Here is a 15806-nt window from a genome sequence, read left to right as displayed (position 1 = left end):
CTACGCGCGAGGGGGCGGCGGTCCGTCGCTCGCGGGCGGGTCGATCGGACCCTCGCCCGGAGGAGGTGGCGGTGCCGGGCGATCGGAGGAGGGCGCCTCGCCGGGGGACGAAGGGGGCGGCGGCGCCTGGTACCCACCGCCCGGTGGCGGAGGTGTCGGGTGGGAGGACTGCGATGAGTTGCCCACGACCGTGGACCGGATGTCGCCGAGTGCCGTGCGCGGGTCCTTGCCCTTCTGCCGGGCCCACACCAGGTAGGCGATCAGGCCGAGCGCGGCCAGGGGCAGCAGGCAGCAGAGCAGGACCAAGAACCCGATGCCACCGCCCCGGCGTCGCCGCCGACGTCTCATGGGCAGGGCTGCCAGTGCGCGCTCACCCCCCACGACAGCGAGCTGGGCCACGGCGAGCTGCTCCAGCCCCACCCGGGGCAGTCCGGTCAAGGTGAGCAGCTCGTTGAGCGGCGCCACGAGGGTCAGATCGGTCAGGCTCATGCCCAGATCATGCCCGGTCAGGCGGCTGCTTGGCGAGGGCTGGTCACCGGGCCGAGGTGGGTCCCTCAGCTGCCGATCTGCGCGTCGTCGAACTCGACGGTCTGCGGCAGGTCGGCGTAGCCGGCCAGGCGGAAGAGCCGCACCACGCGCTTGGCCCGCACCCGCTGGACCTCCTTGACGGCCTCGTTGTGGAAGCGACGGGCGAGCTGGACTCGTAGCCCGGCCTCGCGGACCCGCTCGAGCGCAGCCGCGCCCGGGCCTCCCTTCGTCTCGATGTCGCGGGAGACCTCCGGGGGCAGGGCCGCGTGGAGCGCCTCGGTCAGCTCGCTCTCGACTCCCTCCCGGCCGGCGAAGTGCTGCCCCTCCAGCAGGTCTGACTCGAAGGTGCGCTCGTTGACCCGCTCGAGGGACTCGCTCGCAGCCGCGGCGACGAGGAACCCGCTGGCCGGGTCGATGGCCCCGGAGTTGGCCAGCTCGAGGCTGGCCTCGGCCCGCCGCACGACGTGGGCATCGAGTGCGGAGAGCGCGCCCTCGACCTTGGCGTGCAGCCGGTCGAGCCGCGCTGCGCTGTACGAGAGGTACCACGCCATCACCAGCAGCAGGCAGATGACGACGACGATCCAGCTGATGGCGGTCATGCGGTCCCTCCGGCGCGACGCTCGATCCCGGGTCGCAGGTGGGTGACCGCGCGGTGGTGGGGTCCGGCGTCGGCGACCGTCTCGTAGACCGCGATGATCTCCTTGGCCACGACCTGCCAGTCGAAGGTCCGGGCACGCTGACGGCCGAGATCAGCGAGTACCTGCAGGCGGGCCGGGTCGCTCAGCAGCTCGACGGCACGGGCGGCGAGGTCCTCGGGGTGGCCGTTGGCGAAGAGCGCGCCGGCCATGCCGGTGCGCCCACCGTCGAGAACCCGCTGGAAGGCCGCGAGGTCACTGGCGAGGACCGGCGCACCGGCGGCCATCGCCTCGACCAGCACGATGCCGAAGCTCTCCCCTCCCGTGTGCGGCGCGACGTAGAGGTCGGCGGACGCCAACGTCGAGGCCTTGTCCTCGTCGGACAGCGCGCCGAGGAACTCGGTGGCGGCCCGCACCCGCTCGGGGAGCCTGGCCCGGGCCGCCTCCGTGCTGCCGGGTCCGACCACGAGCAGGCGGGCTCCCGGCACGGCGTCGAGGATGGCCGGCATGGCGGCGGCCAGCACCGGGAGGCCCTTGCGTGGCTCGTCGATGCGGCCGAGGAAGACGAGGGTGGGCCGGTCGGGACCGCCGACCCAGCGGGGGTCCCGGGCGGCGCGGGCGAAGGCCGCCGTGTCGACGCCGTTGGGGATGACGACCGCGTCGCCGCCGATGTGAGTCGTGACGGTGCGCCGCGCGTCCTCGGAGACGGCGATGCGACCACGGATCTTCTCCAGGGAGGGGCGCAGCAGCGGGTAGGTGGCCTGCATGACCCGGGAGCGGACGTTGGAGGTGTGGAAGGTCGTGACCACCGGGCTGGTCGCGGCCCACAGCGCGAGCAGCGACAGGCTGGGCGCCAGCGGCTCGTGGATGTGGACGACGTCGAAGTCGCCCTCCTCCAGCCATCGGCCGACCTTGGCCGCCGCCACCGGACCGAAGAGCAGGCGGGCGGTGGAGCCGTTGTAGCGGATCGGGACGGCCCGGCCGGCCGGCACGACGTAGGGCGGCAGCTCGGTGCCCTCGTCGGCAGGGGCGAGGACCGATGCCTCGTGGCCGTGGCTGATGAGGTACTCGGCGAGGTCCCGGATGTGGAACTGGACGCCGCCCGGCACGTCGAAGGAGTAGGGACTGACGAGGCCGATCCTCATGCTGCCTCCGCCTTGGCCGCCGCGTCGCGTGCCGGATCGAGGTCGTCGACGAAGACCCGCTGCATCATGTGCCAGTCCTGCGTGTGCGCGACGAGCGCCGAGCCGAAGGCATCGGCGCAGGCCTGCGTCGTGCGGGCCACCGCGTCCGGGCTGCCCGCGGGGGCGACGTCGACGGCGTCGTGGATGGTGACGACCATGCCCCAGGTGCGACCGACCCGCTCGTGGCGCAGGGTGACCGGGTAGAGCGGCAGACCGCTCTCGACGGCCAGGGCCGCCGGCCCCGCCGCCATCCGGGCGCGGTGACCGCACAGGTCCACCTCGACGCCGCTGGAGGAGAGGTCCCGGTCGGCGAGCAGCGGCATGACCACGGGCTCGCCCGTCGCGAGCTGCGCGCGCAGCTTGGCGAAGGTCCCGCGCTCGGCCGGGTGGATCACCATGCCCAGGCCCTCGCGGTAGTCGAGGAAGGCCTGGAACATCTCCTCCGGCTCGAGCCGCTCGGCGACGGTGACGACGGTGCCCAGGTGGCGGGCGCACCAGACGCCCGCGAGGTCCCAGTTGCCGGTGTGCCCCAAGAAGGCCAGGACCGGTCGCCCGGCCAGCAGGTGCGCCTTCATCTGCGGCATGGCCCCCTCGAAGCGGACCACGGAGTCGACGTGGTCACCCGCGATGGCGGGCAGGCGGAAGGCCTCGACGTAGTAGCGAAGGGCGGCACGCACCCCCTTCGCCGTGAGGTCCTCGAGTTCGTCGGGGGTCAGCTCGGGCCGGACCCGCGCGTAGTTGGCGCGCAGCCGCCGGACCGAGGAGCCGTTACCGGCGTGGGTCCGGTCGGCAGCGAGGTCGAAGAGGCGGTAGGCCAAGCCGGCCGGCAGCAGCCGCAGGACCCGCCAGGCCAGCAGGAAGGCCCAGACCGTGGCCCGGCGGCGCAGCCGGGTCACGGCGTGGGGGTCGCCGCGTCGGCGGCGAGGCACTGCTGCCGCACGAAGAAGACGCGCTGCAGAATCGTGACGGCGCTGGCGACGAGGAGCAGGGCGAGCACGACCTTGAGCACGACCTCGGGCAGGCCCAGGCCGACCAAGCCGGTCGTCACGAGGGCCACGACCAGGCGGTCGGCCCGCTCGGCGATGCCCACGCTGGCGGTCATGCCCAGGCCTTCGGCGCGGGCGCGGGCGTAGGAGACGACGCTGCCGAGGATCAGGCAGCCCATCGCCAGCCACGCCATCACCCGGTCGTCGCCGCCCTGGAAGAACCAGATGGCCAGACCGGAGAAGATCGCCGCGTCACCGATCCGGTCGAGGGTCGAGTCGAGGAAGGCGCCCCACTTGCTGGTGCGGCCGAGCAGTCGCGCCATGACGCCGTCGAGGGTGTCGGAGAAGACGAAGGCGGTGATGACGAGCACGCCGACCAGCAGCTCACCCCGCGGGAAGAAGACCCATGCCCCGAGGCACACGCCGATCGTGCCGAGGATCGTCACGGCGTCAGGGCTCAGGCCCAGACGGATCAGGAGTCTGGCCACGGGAGTCAGGATCCGGGTGGCCGCGGCGCGTGCGTATCGATTGAGCATCTCGCGACAAGGGTAACTGCGGCGCGCCCCTCCACCCGAACGGCTCGCGGTGATGTCCCGCTCAGTCACCCATCCGTCGGCCAGGCGGCCACGAGCGCTGCCCGGGCGTCCTCGAGGAGGATCGGCAGGGCCTTGGTCTGGGCGATGATCGGCAGGAAGTTCATGTCGCCACCCCAGCGAGGGATGACGTGCTGGTGCAGGTGTGCGGCCACCCCGGCGCCGGCCACTGCGCCCTGGTTCATGCCGAGGTTGAAGCCGTGCGGGTTGGAGGTCGCCTGCAGCACGCGGATCGCGGTCTTGGTGAGAGCGGTGAACTCCGCCGTCTCCTCGTCCGTCAGGTCGATGTACAGCGAGACGTGCCGGTAGGGGCAGACCAGCACGTGACCGGCGTTGTAGGGGAAGAGGTTCATGACGACGAAGCAGGTCTCGCCGCGGTGGACGACCAGCCCCTCGGCGTCGTCCTTGTCGGGCGCAGCGCAGAAGGGACACCCTTCTCCTGCCTCGTCGCTGGGCCGCTCGCCCGTCACGTAGGCCATCCGGTGGGGCGTCCACAAGCGGTCGAACCCGTCCGGGACACCGGCGAAGGATCGCTCGTCCTCGAGCGGGGGGTCGTGCGGCTCGGTCATGGGGCCGATCCTGTCACGGCCGATGACGAAGGGAGGGTCCTCCCCCCTTCGTCATGTCGCTGGTCCGCGAGTCAGGGGGCCTGCCCCGGCACCCACTCGCGCAGGCGGTCCATCGGGTCACCGAAGCCCATCGCGTCGAAGAGTGGCGCGCCGGCGTCGCTGGCGTTGAGTCGCAGCCACCGCACCCGCTCCGCGCTCGCCGCGTCCTGGGCAGCGTGGACGAGGCGACGGCCGATGCCCTCACGACGACGGTCGGTCGAGACGAAGACCTGCTGGACGTACCACCACTCCGGCCGCCCCGTGCGGGCGAGCGTGGGGAGCTTGCGTACCCGCAGCGCGAGCAGACATCCGACGGGACGGCCGTCGCCCTGCTCCGCAAGCCACCCGCGATAGGTGGCGAAGTCCTCGAGGAAGGCGTCGGCGTACTCCCCGACGAACCGATCGCGCGTCGCTCGGCCGAGCTCCTTGTCCTGCTGCAGGCGCAGGGCTGCCAAGGAGAAGGCGTCCTCGCGCTCGACGGGGCGCAGGTGCACGGGGCGCTGGTTCACGTCCATGACCGCAACCTAGCCGGGAAGTGCTCGGCCCGGGCCCATCCGCTGGTGCGGACGGACCCGGGCCGTGGCGAAGGGGGTGGGCTCAGATGGTGCCGGCAGGCGCCTTGTCCGGGCCCGGGTTGGCCAGGCTGGGGGCCGCCATGACCTGGTCCTTGGCCACGATCGCGGCGAGCACGCGCTCGATCGCGGTCTCGATCGGGATGCCGTTCTCCTGGGACCCGTCGCGGTAGCGGAAGGAGACCGCGTTGTTGCTGCGGTCCTCCTCGCCGGCGATGAGGGTGAAGGGCACCTTGGACTTGCTGGCATTGCGGATCTTCTTGGGGAAGCGGTCGTCGCTGTCATCGAGCTCGACGCGAATCCCCTTGGCGCGCATCTGCTTCAGGACATCCCAGAGGTAGTCGTTGTACTCCTCCGCGACCGGGACACCGAGGACCTGGACGGGGCTGAGCCAGACGGGGAAGGCACCCGCGTAGTGCTCGACGAGGACCCCGATGAAGCGCTCGATCGAGCCGAACTTCGCCGAGTGGATCATCACCGGCTGCTGGCGGGAGCCATCGGCGGCCTGGTACTCGAGCGCGAAGCGGTCGGGCGAGGGCTGGTTGAAGTCGTACTGGATGGTGCTCATCTGCCAGGTGCGACCGATGGCGTCGCGCGCCTGGATCGACACCTTGGGGCCGTAGTAGGCGGCGCCACCCGGGTCGGGGACCAGCTCGAGGCCGGTCTCCCGGCAGACGTCCTCGAGGACCTGGGTCGCCTCGGCCCAGTCCTCGTCGGAGCCGATGAACTTGTCGCTCTTGTCGCCGTCCTCGTCACGCGTGGACAGCTCGAGATAGAAGTCGTCGAGCCCGAAGTCGCGCAGCAGCGACAGCACGAAGTCGAGCAGGTGGCGGATCTCGTCCGGTGCCTGCTCCTTGGTCACATAGGAGTGGCTGTCGTCCTGGGCGAAGCCGCGCACCCGCGTCAGGCCGTGGATGACACCCGACTTCTCGTGGCGGTAGACGTGGCCGAACTCGAAGAGCCGCAGCGGCAGCTCACGGTAGGAGCGCTGCTTGCTGCGGTAGATGAGGTTGTGCATCGGGCAGTTCATCGCCTTGAGGCGGTAGTCCATGCCGTCCACGTCGAGGGGAGGGAACATCCCTTCGCCGTAGTAGGGCAGGTGGCCCGAGGTGTGGAAGAGGCCCTCCTTGGCGATGTGGGGGGTCCCGACGTAGTCGAAGCCCTCCTCGATGTGCCGGGCGCGGACGTAGTCCTCCATCTCGCGCTTGATGACACCGCCCTTGGGGTGGAAGACGGGCAGGCCCGAGCCGATCTCGTCCGGGAAGGAGTAGAGGTCCAGCTCGCGGCCGAGCTTGCGGTGGTCGCGCTTCTCGGCCTCGGCGAGACGGTCGAGATAGGCCTTCAGCTCGTCCTTGGTCGGCCATGCCGTGCCGTAGACGCGCTGGAGCTGCTTGTTCTTCTCGCTGCCGCGCCAGTAGGCCGCGGCGCTGCGCATCACCTTGTAGGCGTTGCCGATGACCTTGGTGCTCGGCACGTGCGGCCCCCGGCACAGGTCGCCCCAGGCACGGGTGCCGTCACGACGGACGTTGTCGTAGATCGTCAGCTGGGCACCACCGACCTCGACGGACGCGCCCTCGGCAGCGTCCTCGGAGGCGCCGCCCTTGAGGCCGATGAGCTCGCACTTGTACGGCTCGTCGCTGAGCTCGACGAGGGCGTCCTCGTCGCTGATCTCGCGCCGCTCGAAGGTCTGGCCCTCGTTGATGATCCGCTGCATCGCCTTGTCGAGGGCCTTGAGGTCCTCGGGGGTGAAGGGCTCCTCGACGTCGAAGTCGTAGTAGAAGCCGTCCCGGATCGGCGGGCCGATCCCGAGCTTGGCGGACGGGTTGATCTGCTGGACGGCCTGGGCGAGGACGTGGGCCGTGGAGTGGCGCAGGACGTCGAGGCCGTCCTGCTCGGCGGCGGTGACCGGCTCGACGACGTCGCCCGCGGCAACCTCGTGGGCAAGGTCGCGCAGCTCGCCGTTGACCCGAGCGACGAGCACCGCGCGGTCACCCTCGAAGAGGTCCGCGGCGGTAGTGCCCTGGTCCACCGATCGCTCGTCTCCGGCGACGTTGATGGTGATCTGGGCTGACACGGGGAACTCCTGTGGGACGGTTCGAGGTGCCCGGTCGGGCACCGTCGAACTCTATCCCCGCGAAGGGGGTCCACCAACGCTGGCCGAGGAGCCCGCGCAGCGGGCGTCTCGAGGCCACCGGTTTGAGTACGCCGGCTCAGGCGGTGGGCTCCACGGGATTCGTACGCTCGGGCCATGCTCTCCACCGACCGTCGCCTCCTGCCGCACAGCGCTGCCTGGTTCGGCGTCCTGTGCCTGCTGGCCGTGCTGTGCTTCCACTACCCCGAGATGCTGACCAGTCAGGAGTTCCGGAGCGTCTACACGTCCGGCTTCGCCCGCGGTCTGCTGCTCTTCGGGTTGGTCGCGACCTTCCTCGTGGGCACCGTCGCCATCCTGGCCGGTCAGCGCCGGCGGATCGCTCTCATCGGTCTCGTCGCCGCATCACTCGCCGTCTTCCTCGGCGGTGCCACCGTCCCCATGGACAAGGTGGCGGCGACCCCCTACTCGCTGGGCGTCGACTGGTTCATCCTGTCGCTGTTCTTCTCCGCCGTGGTCTTCATCCCCCTCGAGCACTACCTGGCCCACCGCCCGCACGCCATCCTGCGGCCCGGCTGGCGCACGGACGTCTGCTACTTCTTCCTCAGCCACGTCCTCGTGCAGTTCATCCTCATCGTCGTGACGACCACGACGACCACGGTGGCGGCGACCATCGCCATCGACCCGGTCAAGGAGGTCGTCATCGGGCTCCCCCTGTGGGCGCAGTTCCTCCTCGCGGTCTTCGCCGCGGACCTCGCACAGGCCACGCTGCACCGGGCCTACCACCGGGTCAAGACGCTGTGGCGCTTCCACGCGGTGCACCACTCCAGCCGCGACCTGGACTGGCTGGCCGGGTCACGCGTCCACCTCGTCGAGACCGTGCTGACCCGCAGCATCGTGCTCCTGCCGCTGATGGTGCTGGGCTTCTCCACCGCTGCCATCAACGCCTACGTCATCCTCGTCGGGCTGCAGGCGGTCGTGGCCCACGCCAACATCGGGGTGCGCTTCGGCTGGCTCGAGTACCTCGTGGTGCTCCCCCGCTACCACCACTGGCACCACGCCCGTCACGTCGACTACTGGGACCGCAACTACGCCATCCACCTGCCGATCGTGGACATGCTCATGGGCAGCTTCAAGCTCCCCCGTGACGGGAGCTGGCCGCAGGAGTACGGCGTGCTCAAGCTCGAGACCGTGCCCCGGGGACTCGTGGCCCAGACGCTGATGCCCTTCCGCGGGGACCGCGAGTACGAGGAGCACGTCGCGTAGCTGCCGCGTCGTCCACATCCTCCCCGGCCCGAAGGGTGCTCGTCCCCAGCCATAGTGGCTCGCGGAGCGTTGTCAGGGGTCGAAAATATGATCGAGGTATGTCAGAGGCGACGGTGCGGTTTCACGATCCGGGAGTTCTCCCGGGGTTGCGTGACGCGTTGCGTGGCCTGTTGATGAGTGACTCCTCCAGTGTGTGGCAGGCCCCCGACAGTGATGTCGGTGAGGCGCTGGCGTTGGTGGGTCGGTTGCGTCAGCTCACGCAGGCGGCGGAGGTCGCGCTGACGCGTGAGGGCATCTCCCGGGGTTTGCCTGGTGAGTCGTCGTGGTCGCCGGTGGACTGGGTGGGGGTCTGCGAAGGGCGCCGGGCGCCTCGTCCTGCGGTGAGGCACGCGGCGTCGGTGGTGCGGGTGGCCAAGGCCGGTCTGCGGGCTTCGGGGAGCTCGTTGAGCGATCCCGCGCCGACTGCCGCAGCAGCCACGGACACGTCCACGTCAGACGCGTCTGACGCGGCAGACGCCGGTGACGAGCGGGGGCCCACCGGGGTGCCAGCCGTCCTCGCTGCTTTCGCTGCTGGGGATCTGCCGTTGGGCAAGACCGATCAGCTGGTGCGGTTCGAGGAGTCGGTGCGCCGGGTCGCTGACCCGCAGCTGCTGGAGGAGGACCTGGGGATCCTGCTCGGCCACGCTCGTGACGAGGTCGTCGCCACCGGCCCGGACGCACGCTCGCGGACTCGGGTGTCGGGGTTGGACGAGAAGAAGCTGGCAGCGGCGATCACGATGACCGGGCGGATGTTGCGCCCGGACAAGGACCTGCGCGAGGAGGACGATGCCCTGAAGGCGTCCCGGTCACTGACCAAGTCCGCCGGTGCGTGCGGGATGACGCGCTACCGGGTGGACATGGACCCCGAGGGCGCCGCGATCATCGACGCCGCGCTGGCGGCGTTGTCCGCCCCGGTCAAGGGACCAGGCGGCGAGCTCGATGAGCGCACCCCGGCCCGCCGGCGAGCGGACGCGTTGCTGGCGATCATCGGGCGCGGCGTCTCGTCGCCGGGCGAGGCGCCCAAGAGCGACAAGGCCCAGGTCATCGTGACGATCAGCCTCCAGGCCCTGACCGCCGACCTGACGCACGGGCGCTGTGGTGCCTGCGGGCAAGACCTCCCCGTCAGCTCGCTCGGGCAGGCCCTCTCGCCCCACGGCCAGCAGGCGGCTACCTTCGACCGGTCGGACCTGTCGGGGCGACCGGGCGGGTGCGGCACACCGGCCACGGGCCACGCAGGTGGCGTCACCGCGACCGGTCAGGTCCTCTCACCGGCCTCGGTGCGCAAGCTGGCCTGCCAGGCCCAGATCGTGCCCGCGCTGCTGGGCACCGACACCGAGCCCCTGGAGCTGGGCCGCGCGGCCCGCTACTTCACACCAGGCCAAAAACGTGCCCTCTATCTGCGCGACGGAGGCTGCACCTATCCCGGGTGCACCATGCCCGCCCACTGGTCAGACGCGCACCACGTCGACTACTGGTCCCTGGGCGGCAGCACCGACATCGGACGCTCCGCGCTGCTGTGCGCGCGCCACCACACCAAGGTCCATGCCCTCGACCTGACCTGCACCATCACCCCCCGCGGCGTCACCTGGCACGTCTAGCGCACCCGCCCCGCAGCCGGCCCTCACGGACCGGCCCACAGGCATGCACGCACAAGGCAACAGGCCCCGCTCCACTGGAGCGGGGCCTGCATCTATCTGTGAGAGGTTCACGAAACGCCTGTGGAGCGGGCTGCAGCCCCCTCCCAGAAGAGGTGCCCCCACCACATTGGGTAAACCGCCCCCACCTCTCTAGCGTCAGCGATAGACAAGCGATGAAGCGAGTGAGGAAGCCCGGAATTTCGGAAGTCGGTGGCCATATTGGCCACCCGTGGTGGTCATCGCCGCCGTGTTCAGCGACGGCCACGACAGCAACGCAGCCCCTCTTGTCGCGGCACTGACCGTCATCGACGCGATTGGTATCGACCACCTCCCCCGCGTAGCCGCTGACGGACTTACGCCTGCCGGTGGTCACCACGCTCACGCACGCGAACACCTCCTGCAGTACCCCCGCGCGCGCCGCGGCCGCTGCCTGACCCGCACGACCCAAGCCCGCCCCCGGATGCCAGCTCAATGCTTACAGCCGGGGCAGGTCTCCCTTTGCTCTGCCCCACCGCCGGCGCCGCGTCTGGACGAAACGAACTTCCGCGCTCAGACCACCACTGACGTGTCCCGATGAGCCCAAAGTTCGCGTCAAAAGCCCTTGACCAGCCTCAGCGGCGGCACGTTATCCGCAGCAACAACGCGTCGTACCGCTGGCGCGCGGCCCAGCTCACGCGCCGGCATGCACTTTCGAACGGCCAGCGCGTTCTCGCGCGCCGCCGCCACCGCTTTACGTTCCCGGCGCATCCCCGTTAGCCCCGACTTCAGGAATGTCCGCAGACCCGGCTCTGCGTCGTCAGGGGACGGCACCAACGACACCAGCCGGTCGTACACCTCCTGTGACGCGTTCTGAAAACGGGTCAGCTCCTCCACCGTTGCACTCTCGCTGGCCGCGGTCGGCTCCCCACGGTCCGCTCGCACCGCCATGCTCAACTGCACGTGTTGCCCGATTGCCCGTAACAGGCACTGCTTCAACACCACCACGTTGCGCACGTACTGCGGCGTGATGGTCATCGACGCTCGCGCGGCGGCAACGTCGGGGAACTGCCGCAGCTCACGCGCCACCCGCTCCAGCTCACTCAGGACGACGCGATAGTTTCCTCGGAGCGGTACTTCTGCTGGCGATCAGCGTCGAGAGCTCCGCGAGCGGCAGCTCGGAGAGATCTGCGACATCGAGGCCCTCGAACGTCACGGACAGAGCCTCCGGCTTCAACCGCTTGCCATGGCAGGCGGGGCAGGGAGCGACCGTGAGGAACTGCGCCACGCGCCGCTTCATCGACCCGCTCTTGGTCTTCGCGAACGTGTCGAGCACGTACCGACGAAGGTGCCCGAGTAGGTCGGCTCGACGCCAGACGCGATCGCGAGTGCTCCTTCGCCCTCGTGGAGCAGTGGCGAGGACTGGCCACCCGCTACGAAATTTCTTTCTCCAGCTCAGGAATACGTGCGGCGTCATCGGTTGTCGCGTAGTAGGTGGACGGGGCGATCTGCGCGTCGGTGCCCTTCAGCACCGTGCAGATCGGCTTGACGCCGTGCCGATCCTTGTGCTCGTCGATGAAAGCGACTCAAGAGACATGTCCTGGAGGACGACGCCGACCCTCGTTCAGGACGGGATCAGCAGCTCCGTCCTGGATTGGCACGTGCGGTGAATCGGCACCCCGATGTCAATCGACGCTGATGCTCTAGGAGGTCTCGCCGGGCAGCTTGTACGCGATCACGTCGACGTTCTGGATGCTCGGTTCGGTGCTGAACAGATCTGCTCCCTGCGCAGCAAGTGCCTGACCGACACCACCCGAGAGGTGGGTCTGACGGGCCACGTCGTCGGGGAACACGTCGAAGATCCCGAAGGTCGATTCGTCGAACTGCAGAGCGAACCAGGCCCGCGTACCCTCCTCCTGCTCGACGATGGGACGGGCGCTGCGGAGAAAGTCCGCGACGTCCTCCTCCTTCCCGGGCTTGGCGTGCACGATGACCGACAATGCAAAGTTGATCATGGTTTCCTCACTTGTCCTGGCTGAACAGCTCGATGATCGCGGCGCAGAAGGCCGGGAGATCCTCGGGCGAGCGGCTGGTGATCAGGTTCCCGTCGCGTGCCACCTCTTCGTCGACGACGTTCGCTCCGGCATTGCGCAGGTCGGTGCGGATGCTCGGGTACGAGGTCAGCGTCCGACCCTCCACGACACCGGCCTCGATCAGCGTCCACGGTCCGTGGCAGATCGCGGCAACCGGCTTGCCGGCGACCGTGACATCGCGCACGAATCCGACTGCGTCGGTGTCCATCCGCAACTGGTCGGGGTTGACCGTCCCGCCGGGAAGCAGCAGGGCGTCGTAGTCGTCGGCCGAGGCGGACTTCACCAGGGCATCGACCGGAAAGGTTCCGGCCTCGTCCAGGTCGTTCTTGCGGGCCTTGATCTCGCCCTCGTGCAGCGACAGCAGCTCGGTCGTGGCCCTGCGTCGTGAAGAGCCTGTCTCGGCTGTTCGAGTTCCACGCGCTCGACACCGTCCGCGTCTCCATCTCGACCCAGTCCTCGCCGAGGCGCAGGCAGTCCTGGTGGCCGGCGGGGGCTCGTAGCGTCTCGGCCTGTCCGCTGCCGAGCCCCGTCACCGCGACGCCGCAGGCCTCTGCCCGGTCCGGCTGCGGTCGGGCAGTCGTTCATCGGACTGCGCCCGTGGGTCATGCGGAACCCGCGGAAGATGGTGAACGGCACGACCCTGCGGGTTCCCGTCGGACTCGCGCGTCATGACCCCGCGATCCCGCGCCCCGGCACGGCGCCGACCATGGGGCGAAACGTCCGGTCAGCGTCGTTCGAGGGTCGCCGGTTCACGACCTCATCCGCAGACGGCGCGGAGCGCCTGCTGACCGAGTTCCGCATGCACGCGGCGTGGATTCTCGATCGGGCGACGCAGGTTGCTCGTCCGATGCCCCCGTTGCGTGGGGTCATTGCCCTCATCGAAGCCTTCCGACTCTCACCCCAGGGAGGCAGTCTCCTGCAGCGCAACCTCGAGGTACGGTGCCGATGCACCGACTCCGGACGAGGCGACCTGCGCGGGTGTTCCTGAGGCGACCACCGTGCCGCCGTCGTCTCCCGCGCCGGGTCCGAGGTCGATGACGTGGTCGGCTGCGGCGACCACGCGCATGTCGAGCTCGACCGCAACGACGGTGTTGCCGGCGTCGACGAGGGACTGTAGGTGGGTCACGAGCCGGTCGGAGTCGGCGCAGTGCAACCCGGAGGTCGGCTCGTCCAGGACGTAGAGCGTGTCCCCGCGCTGGGATCGCTGGAGCTCGGTGGCGAGCTTGACGCGCTGCGCCTCACCGCCGGACAGCTCAGTCGCTGGCTGCCCGAGACGCAGGTACCCGAGACCCACGTCGATCAGCGCCGCGAGCGAGCGCATGATGTCGAACTCGCCGTGGAAGAAGTCGTGGGCCTCCTCGACGCTCATGGCGAGGATCTCGGCGATGTCGCGGCCGCGCCAGATGATCTCCAGCGTGCTGGACTGGTAGCGGGTGCCATGGCAGTCAGGGCACTTGGTGTAGACCGAGGGGAGGAAGAGTAGCTCCACCATGACTGATCCCTCGCCCTTGCAGGTAGGGCAGCGACCGCCGGTGACGTTGAAGGAGAATCTGCCCGGTTTGTACCCCCGAGCCCGGGCCTCGGGGGTCTCCGCGAACCTCCGCCTCACGTGGTCGAACAAACCGGTATAGGTCGCGACGTTCGAGCGCGGGGTGCGACCGATGGGCTTCTGGTCGATGCTCACGACGCGGCTCACCCCGGAGAGGTCTCCCCAGACCGCTCCCTCGAGCTCCTCGGGCTCGTCCGACAGCAGGAGCTCGTCCCCTTCGGGGGCGGCAGCGTCCTCCGCGTGGACAGCCCGTCCCCGCCGCTCGCCGAGCAGCGCAGGCAGTGCCTGGCTGACCAGGCTGGACTTGCCGGATCCCGAGACTCCGGTGACTGCGGTGAACACCCCGAGCGGAAAGGAGATCGACACGTCGCGCAGGTTGTTGCGGGTGACGTTCTCGAGCTGCAGCCATCCCTGCGGTTCGCGGGGCGTCCGCTGGGGCAGGCCGCTGCCCCCGAAGACATACCCGCGGGTGACGGACTCCTCCACCTCTACGAGCCCTTCGGTGGGCCCGCTGTAGATGACGCGTCCGCCGCGCTCGCCCGCGCCGGGGCCGATGTCAACCAGCCAGTCCGCGTGCCGCATCACGTCCACCGAATGCTCCACGACGAACAGGCTGTTGCCTCGGCGCTTGAGCCCGTCGAGGATACCGAGCAGGGCACTGACGTCCTGCGGATGAAGCCCTGCGGAAGGCTCATCGAGCACATAGACCACGCCGAACAGTTCGGAGGTCAGCTGGGTCGCGAGTCGCAGTCGTTGTAGCTCCCCGCCGGAGAGGGTGGGGGTGGTGCGGCCCAGGGAGAGATACCCCAGACCCAGATCGATGATCGGCCGCAGTCTATTGACGAGCTCTGCGCCCAGCCGCACCATCGCGGCCAGCTTCTCCACCGAGCGGTTCGGTGTCTTGCGCACGTCGGGGGCGGCCGCATGGGCTGATCCCCCAGCGTCGACGCGCTGCTGCACAGCGTCGCGTCGGGCTGCGTTGTCCAGTGCTTGCCCCGCCGTCTCGGTCCCGTCGAGATCGCCGGTGGCCCGCTCGACTGCCTCTTCGATCAGCGTCGAGAGCTCCGCGAGCGGCAGCTCGGAGAGATCTGCGACATCGAGGCCCTCGAACGTCACGGACAGAGCCTCCGGCTTCAACCGCTTGCCATGGCAGGCGGGGCAGGGAGCGACCGTGAGGAACTGCGCCACGCGCCGCTTCATCGACCCGCTCTTGGTCTTCGCGAACGTGTCGAGCACGTACCGACGCGCACCGACGAAGGTGCCCGAGTAGGTCGGCTCGACGCCCGCCGCGGTCGCGGCCCTGGCCTCGGCGAGAGTCAGCCGCGAGTGGACCGGGACGTACGGCGTCTCCTCGGTGTAGAGGATCCAGTCACGCTCCTCCTTCGGCAGGTCCCTCCAGGGTACGTCGACGTCGTAGCCGAGGGCGACGAGCACATCGCGCAGCTGGTGACCGTGCCAGGCCGTCGGCCATGACGCAATGGCTCGCTCGCGGATCGTCAGCGAAGGGTCGGGCACCATCTGGCCTTCGGTGACCTCGTACACCCGGCCGATACCGTGACACTCCCGGCACGCGCCCTGCACTGTGTTGGCGGAGAAGTCCTCGGCGTAGAGCATCGGCTGATCGTCGGGGTAGTGGCCGGCCCGGGAGTAGAGCATGCGCACCAGGGACGAGAGGGTGGTGATGCTGCCCACCGAAGAGCGGGCGCTACGGCCTCCACGCTGCTGCTGAAGAGCAACGGCCGGCGGCATACCCGTGATCGAGTCGACGTCCGGGACGCCGGCCTGGTCGATCAGGCGACGAGCGTAGGGAGCGACGGACTCGAGGTAACGGCGCTGGGACTCCGCGAACAGGGTTCCGAAAGCCAACGAGGACTTCCCCGAGCCAGAGACCCCGGTGAACACCACCAGCGCGTCGCGGGGCACCGTGAGGTCGATGTCCTGAAGGTTGTGCTCGCGAGCGCCGAGAACACGCACGTCAGGCTGGACGGGCGAGGACTCTGGCAACGCGGGCACGGGTGCTTCGACCATGCCAGGGAGATTAGCAAAGCGGT

The 15806-nt window shown here is 69.6% G+C and carries 14 protein-coding genes and 1 pseudogene; 2 read left to right on the top strand and 13 right to left on the bottom strand.

The window, feature by feature from the left end; all coding sequences use genetic code 11:
* From EXU32_RS06405 to thrS, 8 genes are all read right to left on the bottom strand, one after another.
* Entirely contained in the window at nt 1–489 is a 489-nt protein-coding gene (locus EXU32_RS06405; RefSeq protein ID WP_130629147.1) for a hypothetical protein, read from the bottom strand.
* Nucleotides 490–554: 65 nt separating this feature from the next.
* Nucleotides 555–1127 carry a hypothetical protein gene (locus tag EXU32_RS06400; RefSeq protein ID WP_165399595.1) on the bottom strand — a complete coding sequence of 191 codons (573 nt, stop codon included), beginning with the start codon at nt 1125–1127 and terminating at the stop codon, nt 555–557.
* Nucleotides 1124–2308, bottom strand: a complete 1185-nt coding sequence (locus EXU32_RS06395) for a glycosyltransferase family 4 protein (RefSeq protein ID WP_130629146.1) — start codon at nt 2306–2308, stop codon at nt 1124–1126. Before EXU32_RS06395 ends, EXU32_RS06400 begins: the two co-directional genes overlap by 4 nt.
* Nucleotides 2305–3243 carry a phosphatidylinositol mannoside acyltransferase gene (locus EXU32_RS06390; protein ID WP_130629145.1) on the bottom strand — a complete coding sequence of 313 codons (939 nt, stop codon included), beginning with the start codon at nt 3241–3243 and terminating at the stop codon, nt 2305–2307. The genes EXU32_RS06395 and EXU32_RS06390 overlap by 4 nt, the downstream gene beginning before the upstream one ends.
* Nucleotides 3240–3869, bottom strand: coding sequence for a phosphatidylinositol phosphate synthase (gene pgsA / locus EXU32_RS06385; RefSeq protein ID WP_130629144.1), 630 nt, complete (start codon nt 3867–3869; stop codon nt 3240–3242). The genes EXU32_RS06390 and pgsA overlap by 4 nt, the downstream gene beginning before the upstream one ends.
* Nucleotides 3870–3934: 65 nt before the next feature.
* Nucleotides 3935–4495 carry an HIT family protein gene (locus EXU32_RS06380; protein WP_130629143.1) on the bottom strand — a complete coding sequence of 187 codons (561 nt, stop codon included), beginning with the start codon at nt 4493–4495 and terminating at the stop codon, nt 3935–3937.
* Nucleotides 4496–4566: 71 nt separating this feature from the next.
* On the bottom strand, nt 4567–5049 hold the full coding sequence (locus EXU32_RS06375; protein WP_130629142.1) for a GNAT family N-acetyltransferase: 483 nt from the start codon (nt 5047–5049) through the stop codon (nt 4567–4569).
* Nucleotides 5050–5131: 82 nt separating this feature from the next.
* Nucleotides 5132–7180 carry a threonine--tRNA ligase gene (gene thrS / locus EXU32_RS06370; protein ID WP_130629141.1) on the bottom strand — a complete coding sequence of 683 codons (2049 nt, stop codon included), beginning with the start codon at nt 7178–7180 and terminating at the stop codon, nt 5132–5134.
* 174 nt (nt 7181–7354) lie between these two features.
* Between thrS and EXU32_RS06365 the strand changes: the two genes are divergently transcribed.
* Nucleotides 7355–8461 carry a sterol desaturase family protein gene (locus EXU32_RS06365; protein ID WP_130629140.1) on the top strand — a complete coding sequence of 369 codons (1107 nt, stop codon included), beginning with the start codon at nt 7355–7357 and terminating at the stop codon, nt 8459–8461.
* A 173-nt stretch (nt 8462–8634) separates the two neighbouring features.
* Entirely contained in the window at nt 8635–10098 is a 1464-nt protein-coding gene (locus tag EXU32_RS06360) for an HNH endonuclease signature motif containing protein (protein ID WP_165399594.1), read from the top strand.
* 630 nt (nt 10099–10728) lie between these two features.
* On the opposite strand, the gene EXU32_RS06355 is transcribed toward EXU32_RS06360, so the two are convergent.
* The 5 genes and pseudogenes from EXU32_RS06355 to EXU32_RS06335 all read right to left on the bottom strand — a co-directional run bounded on the left by EXU32_RS06355 (nt 10729) and on the right by EXU32_RS06335 (nt 15783).
* A complete protein-coding gene (locus tag EXU32_RS06355; RefSeq protein WP_130629138.1) occupies nt 10729–11202 on the bottom strand; it encodes a hypothetical protein in 474 nt (157 codons plus the stop codon).
* 10 nt (nt 11203–11212) lie between these two features.
* Nucleotides 11213–11449, bottom strand: coding sequence for a hypothetical protein (locus tag EXU32_RS06350; RefSeq protein WP_242612905.1), 237 nt, complete (start codon nt 11447–11449; stop codon nt 11213–11215).
* Nucleotides 11450–11816: 367 nt separating this feature from the next.
* The gene (locus EXU32_RS06345) at nt 11817–12128 is read right to left on the bottom strand and encodes a putative quinol monooxygenase (RefSeq protein ID WP_130629137.1); all 312 of its coding nucleotides are present in this window, start codon (nt 12126–12128) and stop codon (nt 11817–11819) included.
* Nucleotides 12129–12135: 7 nt separating this feature from the next.
* Nucleotides 12136–12680 (bottom strand): annotated as a pseudogene (locus tag EXU32_RS06340) (type 1 glutamine amidotransferase domain-containing protein).
* Between the two features lie 421 nt (nt 12681–13101).
* Nucleotides 13102–15783 carry an excinuclease ABC subunit UvrA gene (locus EXU32_RS06335; protein ID WP_130629136.1) on the bottom strand — a complete coding sequence of 894 codons (2682 nt, stop codon included), beginning with the start codon at nt 15781–15783 and terminating at the stop codon, nt 13102–13104.
* Nucleotides 15784–15806: the final 23 nt, after the last annotated feature.

This window comes from Janibacter limosus (assembly GCF_004295485.1).
In the GTDB taxonomy this organism is placed as follows: domain Bacteria; phylum Actinomycetota; class Actinomycetes; order Actinomycetales; family Dermatophilaceae; genus Janibacter; species Janibacter limosus_A.
Note: the sequence above shows the minus strand (reverse complement) of the source record. Positions and strands in the feature narration are given on the sequence as shown.